The sequence below is a fragment of the Streptomyces sp. NPDC024632 genome (genome assembly GCF_055559175.1).
On sequence record NZ_JBVHLD010000006.1, the window covers coordinates 434,515 to 441,452 of the forward strand.

The window sequence follows — 6,938 nt, forward strand, 5'->3', positions numbered from 1 at the left end:
CGGTCCGGGGCACCTCCTCGAAATCCGTATCACCTGGCCTTTCCGCATTCGGTACCCGGCCGTCAACGTATTTCTGCGGGGGCACCCCGGCCCGTCCCCTTCCGGTACGTCGGCGTCCGGCGGTCCGGTGGGGGTTGCCGGGAGGGGGGTGGGTGGGGGCTCGGCCCCTGCGCCCCCCGACCCGCCCGCGGCGGCGGGAGGGGGATGGATGGGCTCGGGCACGTCGGCGTCTGACGGTCGGCTGTGGTGGCGGAGGGGGGTGCGGTGCGGGTCCTGCGCCGCCGTCGACCTGCCGGGGTGGGCGCGAGGGCTCCAGTACGCCGGCGTGTGCCTGTGCGCTGTGGCTGAGGGAGGTGTCAAAGACCGGTGGGGGCGCCCGGCTGTTCCTCCGCCGTGGGAAATCGGCGGAGACTGCCTGTCTCTGACACCTGTCCGCCTGCGGACCGTGTGAGGGGCCGTGCAGCCCCTTGGGTGGAGGACGCGCGGGGTGCCCTCACGGTCTTGGACACCCACCCCGGCAACCCCCACCGGACAGGCGGACGCCGACGTACCGGGAGGGGACGGGCCGGGGTGCCCCCGCAGAAATGCGGTGACAAGAAGGGCACCGGATACGCGGGGCCAGGTAGCCGCATTTCGAGGAGGTGCCCCGGACCGGCACCGACCAGGCACAAGCGGCACCCGCAGACGACAAAGCACCCGCACGGGTGGGCGGGCGGGCAAAAAAGACACGGGCGGGAAAGGCCCAGGCGCTAGCAGGGCCTCTTGCGGAGGGACATGACGTAGTCATGCGGGGCCCCGGCAGACTCGGCGGCGTCAGCCAACTCACCGAGGTAGCGGGCAGAGGGCAGCCCGCCCTCGTAATCGTTGAGCACGTAGAGCCACGAGGCGACCTCCCCGTCGAGCGTGTGAACGCGGACGGTGGCGCGCCGGTAGAGACCAAGCGGCACACCCTCCCAGCGATCGAGCGACTCCTCATCGACGGGCGCGATGTCGTACAGCCCGACGAAGACCTGGCTGTCCTCGTCCTCCACGAGCGTGGCGAGCGCCCCCTCCCACCCCATCTGCTCGCCGCCGAAGGTGAGCCGCCAGCCGTCGAGCCAGCCGGTGCCGCGCAGGGGGGAGTGCGGGGCGCGGCGGGTCATCAGCCGCGCGTCGAGGTTGCTGGCGTAGGCGGCGTAGAGCGACATGACCACGAGAGTACGGGAGCACGCGCGGCGGACGGCCGCACGCCGTTTCGGGGTGTCCGGACGGCGGGCGGCGGCGCCCGGATCGGACAAGCGTGCCCCCTGGCGGAGAACACTTGGCGCGTGCGGGACAATGGGGTACGTGACAAGGATCGTGATCATCGGAGGCGGACCCGGCGGCTACGAAGCTGCCCTGGTGGCGGCGCAGCTCGGCGCGGAGGTGACCGTCGTGGACTGCGACGGCCTGGGCGGGGCGTCGGTGCTGACCGACTGCGTACCGTCCAAGACCCTCATCGCCACCGCCGAGGTGATGACGACGTTCGATTCGTCGTACGAGGAACTCGGCATCATCGTCGCCGACGACACCCCGCCGCTGGAGCGCGCGGCGCGCGTCGTCGGGGTGGACCTGGGCAAGGTCAACCGACGCGTGAAGCGCCTGGCGCTCGCGCAGTCGCACGACATCACCGCGTCCGTGACGCGGGCCGGCGCCCGGGTGATGCGCGGGCGGGGGCGGCTCGACGGCTGTCAGACCGCCGCCGACGGCAGCCGCTGCGTGGTGGTCGAGGCCGCGGACGGCACGACCGAGCGGCTGACCGCAGACGCGGTGCTCGTGGCGACCGGCGCGCGCCCGCGCGAACTGGAGGACGCGCTGCCGGACGGCGAGCGCATCCTCAACTGGACGCAGGTCTACGACCTGGACGAGCTGCCCGAGGAACTGATCGTGGTCGGCTCCGGCGTGACCGGCGCGGAGTTCGCGGGCGCGTACCAGGCGCTCGGCTCCACGGTGACGCTCGTGTCGTCCCGCGACCGGGTGCTGCCCGGCGAGGACCCGGACGCCGCCGCCGTACTGGAGGACGTCTTCCGGCGTCGCGGCATGAACGTGATGGCCCGCTCCCGCGCCCAGTCCGTCAAGCGGATCGGCGACCGGGTCGAGGTCGCGCTGGCCGACGGCCGGGTGATCACGGGCACGCACTGCCTGATGGCGGTCGGCGCGATCCCGAACACCTCGGGCATGGGCCTGGAGGAGTCGGGTGTGAAGCTGACCGACTCCGGTCACATCTGGACCGACAAGGTGTCGCGGACGAGCGCGCCCGGCGTGTACGCGGCCGGTGACGTGACCGGGATCTTCGCGCTCGCGTCGGTCGCGGCCATGCAGGGCCGGATCGCGATGTACCACTTCCTCGGCGACGCGGTGGCCCCGCTCAACCTCAAGACGGTCTCCTCGAACGTCTTCACCGACCCGGAGATCGCCACCGTCGGCTACACGCAGGCCGACGTGGACAACAAGCGGATCGTGGCCAATGTCGTCAAGCTGCCGCTGCTGCGCAATCCGCGGGCCAAGATGCAGGGCATCAGGGACGGCTTCGTGAAGCTGTTCTGCCGTCCCGGCACGGGCATCGTGGTCGGGGGAGTGGTGGTCGCGCCCAAGGCCAGCGAGCTGATCCACCCCATCTCGATCGCCGTCGACAACAATCTGACGGTCGAGCAGATCGCCAGCGCCTTCACCGTGTACCCGTCGCTGTCCGGCTCGGTGGCCGAGGTGGCACGGCAGTTGCACACCCGCAAGGCGGCCGAGGCGGATCTGGGCTGACGGCCCCTCGCGTCATCCGGAAAGGCGCCGTTTGCGAACGCACGGTCGGCGTATAGCACTCGCCGGTCTCTTTCGTGCACGACTTCCGTCATCTGGTGCAAAGTGCTGAAAGCCGACGGACGTTGGCGTTACTGTCGGTTCCGTGTTCGCTGCAGAACGTCGCCAATTGATCCTCGAAATGGTGCGGGCGAACGGGGCGGTCTCGCTCCGTGAACTCGCCCGTGTCGTCCAGACCTCAGAAGTGACCGTGCGCCGGGACGTGCGGGCGTTGGAGGCCGAAGGACTGCTGGACCGCCGGCACGGCGGTGCGGTCCTGCCCGGTGGCTTCACCAGGGAGTCCGGTTTCCCGCAGAAATCCCATCTAGCGACCGCGGAGAAGTCGGCCATCGCCGAACTCGCCGCCGATCTCGTGGACGAGGGCGAGGCCATCGTCGTCGGCGCGGGGACCACCACGCAGGAGCTGGCCCGTCGGCTCGCGCGGGTGCCGGGACTGACCGTGGTCACCAACTCCCTGCTGGTGGCACAGGCGTTGGCGCACGCCAACCGGGTCGAGGTGGTGATGACCGGCGGCACGCTGCGCGGGTCGAACTACGGCCTGGTGGGCAGCGGCGCCGAGCAGTCCCTCCAGGGGCTGCGGGTCTCCCGCGCCTTCCTGTCCGGCGCGGGCCTGACCGCCGAACGCGGCCTGTCCACGTCCAACATGCTCTCCGCGAGCGTGGACCGGGCGCTGGTGCAGTCCGCCGCCGAGGTCGTCGTCCTCGCCGACCACACCAAGCTCGGCACCGACACGATGTTCCAGACCGTGCCCACCGACCTCATCACCCACCTGGTCACCGACGAGCCGCCCGGCGGCGACGAGCGGGCCGGTACCGAACTCCAGGCGCTCGCCGACCGCGGCGTGCAGATCACCGTGGCGCCGCTGACCGGCGCGGACGCCATCGCCGCCGGACGTCCGCGCCACGACCAGCCTTTGCCAGGACCCCGGCGGCCCCAGCCCCTGCGCAGCGCCCAGCCGCTGCCCGGCGGCGGCCCGTCGCTGGCCGGAGGCGGCGGCACCGAGCCCACCCCGCGGCTGGCGGACGTCCGCCGCCGCTAGGGCACCCCGCCCACCGGGGCTCCCCGCCCACCGGAGAGCTCTCCACTCACCGGAGCTCCCCGCTACCCGAGCTTCCTAGACCGGCTCCGCTGCCGTCTCCCTCACGGCCCTGCGGCCGGTGTCCTCCACGGCCCCGCGGCCGGTGTCCTGCCGGGTCCGCAGGCCGTCCAGGGTCAGCGTCATCAGGCGAACGAACAGCCCCGTGTCCTCCCGGTTGTTCTCCGCGGTCAGCACGATCGCGTTGATCAGCTTGAGCAGGTCGGACATGGTGGCGTCCGGCCTGATCTCGCCCGCGTCCTGCGCGCGCCGCAGCAGCGCCTCGCCCGACGAGCGCAGCAGCGCCTTGCACGCGGGCATCTTCGCGTCCGGCGCGGACATGATGGCCTTGGCGAGGCCGCGGTACGCGGTGGAGTGCACGGCGACCGCGTAGAGCCACTTGGTGAGCGCGTCGACCGGGTCCGGCTCCTCCAGCAGTTCTTGCGCGCGCGCGTTGAGCTTGACCAGCTCCCGCTCGAAGACGGCGTTCATCAGGGTGTAGCGGTCGGGGAAGTGGCGGTACAGCGTGCCGATGCCCACCCCGGCCTGCCGCGCGATGTCCTCCAGGGCGACGTCGGTGCCGTGCACGAAGAAGGCCTGGGCGGCCTCTTCCAGCAGCCGGTCGTAATTGCGCTGCGCGTCTGCCCGCATGGCGTCATGCCTCCTGAAGTGCCGGTCCTCACGGCTCGCCCGTACCCGCGGCGCGCCCACGTCCACGGCTGACCACGCCCACGCCACCCGTGCCCGCGGCTCGCCCGAACCCATCGTTCGTCAAAGTCCGCCCAAAAGCGATTGTAGAACCGGAGGCTGTCTCCGTATAGTTAACGGAGGAACCCTCCGTTTATTGCTCTCCGCTGGAGGCTTACTCAGCATGTCCACACCCGCAGTGCGCGCGCTCTCCACCGCATCCCGCACTCCGTCCCCCGCCCGTGGGCGCCCGTTCATCGCCCTCGTGGCCATCGTCGGCACGCAGCTCATGCTGCTGCTCGACGCCACCGTGGTGAATGTCGCCCTGCCGGGCATCGGCACCCATCTCGGCTTCTCGCCCACCGGCATGTCCTGGGTGCTGAACGTCTACACGCTCGCCTTCGGCGGCCTGCTGCTGCTCGGCAGCCGGATAGGCGACCTGATCGGCCGCCGCAGGGCGCTGATGTGGGGCGTCGGCGCCTTCACCCTCGCCTCCGTGGCCGGCGGCGTCGCCAACGACTCCACCACCCTGCTCATCGCCCGCGGCCTGCAAGGCGCCGCCGCCGCGCTGGCCGCGCCCAGCACCCTGGCGCTGATCGCCACCTCGTTCTCCGAGGGCTCGGAACGCAACCGCGCGCTGAGCGTCTTCTCCGCGATCTCCGGCGCCGGTTCCGCGATCGGCCTCACCGTCGGCGGCATGCTCACCGACTGGGGCTCCTGGCGCTGGGTCTTCTTCGTCAACGTCCCCGTGGGCCTGGCCATCGTGCTGCTCGCCCCGCGCTACATCAAGGAGACCGAGCGCCACCCCGGCGGCCGGTTCGACATCGCCGGCGCCCTGACCGGCACCCTCGGCATGGCCTCGCTGGTCTACGCCTTCATCCGCGTCGGCGAGAGCCACTGGACCGACTCCCGCGCCCTGACCAGCTTCGTCATCGCCGCCGCCCTGCTCGTGTCGTTCCTGATCAACGAGACCCGCGTCGAGCGCCCGCTGGTCGTGCTGCGGCTCTTCCTCGACCGCAACCGCGCGCTGGCGTACGGGATCATGCTGCTCGTCCCCGCCGGGATGTTCGGCGTGTTCTACTTCTCCACCCAGTACCTTCAGACGTATCTGCACTACAGCCCGCTGCGGACCGGCTTCGCCTTCCTGCCGCTGGCAGGACCGCTGTTCGTCGCCGCCCGCCTCGCCCCGCGCGCCCTCGCCCGCTTCGGCGCCAAGCGCGTCGCCGCCACCGGCGGTCTGTTCAACGTCGGCGGCACGGTCTGGCTCTCCACGCTCAACGCGTCCGACGGGTACGCGGGCGGCATCCTCGGCCCGCTGATCCTGATCGGTGTCGGCGTCGGCTTCACGATGATGCCGCTCAACACCTTCATCCTCTCCGGCGTCGAGCCGAAGGAGGCGGGCTCCGCGTCCGGGCTGCTCCAGACGATGCAGCAGGTCGGCGGCAGCCTCGGACTGTCCATCCTGGTCACGGTGTTCGGCACCGTCTCGCGCCACGCGCACAGCGAGCCGTTCATCCACGGCGCCACCGCCGCCTTCACCGCCGCCGCGGTCTTCACCGCCCTGTCCGTCGCCCTGGTCCTGGCGCTGCGCAGCCCGAAACCGGTGTCCCTGCGCTGACGGCGACCCGTTGACAGGGCTCTGTTGACCGTGTTGACGGTACGGAGCCGCGTGCGTGGACCAACGCGCGAACGCCGGTGGGGCCGGTCGTCGTGACCGCCCCCACCGGCGTTTCGTACGTACGGCCGCTGCCGTACCGCCTTCGTGCGTGCTGTGGCGTCAGTCCTTGATTTCGCAGATGACGGCGCCGGAGGAGACGGAGGTGCCGACTTCGGCCTTGAGGCCGATGACGGTGCCCGACCGGTGGGCGTTCAGGGGCTGTTCCATCTTCATGGCCTCCAGGACCACGATCAAGTCACCCGCGGTGACCTGCTGGCCCTCCTCGACCGCGACCTTCACGATGGTGCCCTGCATCGGCGAGGGCAGCGCGTCGCCCGAGACCGCCGCACCCGCCTTCGCCGCCGTCCGCCGCTTGGGCTTGGCACCCCCCGCGGCCGCCGTCCGCGCCAGCGTCATCCCCAGCGACGCGGGCAGGGACACCTCCAGACGCTTCCCGCCGACCTCCACCACCACGGTCTCCCGGCCCGGCGCGTCGTCCTCGTCCACGACCGCACCCGCGAACGGCGGGATCGTGTTGTCGAACTCCGTCTCGATCCACCGCGTGTGCACCGTGAACGGACTGCCGTCGGTGGGTGCGAACGCCGGGTCGGTGACGACCGCACGGTGGAAGGGGATCGCCGTCGCCATCCCCTCCACCGTGAACTCGCCCAGCGCCCGCGCCGCACG

6 protein-coding genes are annotated in these 6,938 nt (G+C 71.4%); 3 read left to right on the forward strand and 3 right to left on the reverse strand.

What is annotated here, in order from left to right:
* Positions 1-749 precede the first annotated feature (749 nt).
* Entirely contained in the window at positions 750-1,187 is a 438-nt protein-coding gene (locus ACZ37P_RS15800; RefSeq protein WP_355350335.1) for a gamma-glutamylcyclotransferase family protein, read from the reverse strand.
* A gap of 130 nt (positions 1,188-1,317) precedes the next feature.
* Here ACZ37P_RS15800 and ACZ37P_RS15805 point away from each other — a divergent pair, with 130 nt between their 5' ends.
* Together ACZ37P_RS15805 and ACZ37P_RS15810 are read left to right on the forward strand one after the other, a co-directional pair.
* The gene (locus tag ACZ37P_RS15805; protein ID WP_355350338.1) at positions 1,318-2,775 is read left to right on the forward strand and encodes an NAD(P)H-quinone dehydrogenase; all 1,458 of its coding nucleotides are present in this window, start codon (positions 1,318-1,320) and stop codon (positions 2,773-2,775) included.
* A 178-nt stretch (positions 2,776-2,953) separates the two neighbouring features.
* Positions 2,954-3,871, forward strand: a complete 918-nt coding sequence (locus ACZ37P_RS15810; protein WP_467346858.1) for a DeoR/GlpR family DNA-binding transcription regulator — start codon at positions 2,954-2,956, stop codon at positions 3,869-3,871.
* 75 nt (positions 3,872-3,946) lie between these two features.
* On the opposite strand, the gene ACZ37P_RS15815 is transcribed toward ACZ37P_RS15810, so the two are convergent.
* Positions 3,947-4,558 (reverse strand): TetR/AcrR family transcriptional regulator, encoded by a 612-nt coding sequence (locus ACZ37P_RS15815; RefSeq protein WP_355350344.1) that lies wholly within the window; start codon positions 4,556-4,558, stop codon positions 3,947-3,949.
* Positions 4,559-4,778: 220 nt separating this feature from the next.
* On the opposite strand from ACZ37P_RS15815, the gene ACZ37P_RS15820 reads away from it, so the two are divergent.
* Positions 4,779-6,212 carry an MFS transporter gene (locus ACZ37P_RS15820; RefSeq protein ID WP_391050566.1) on the forward strand — a complete coding sequence of 478 codons (1,434 nt, stop codon included), beginning with the start codon at positions 4,779-4,781 and terminating at the stop codon, positions 6,210-6,212.
* A 159-nt stretch (positions 6,213-6,371) separates the two neighbouring features.
* On the opposite strand, the gene ACZ37P_RS15825 is transcribed toward ACZ37P_RS15820, so the two are convergent.
* A partial coding sequence (locus ACZ37P_RS15825) for a biotin/lipoyl-containing protein (protein WP_467346835.1) occupies positions 6,372-6,938 on the reverse strand: 567 nt, incomplete at its 5' end.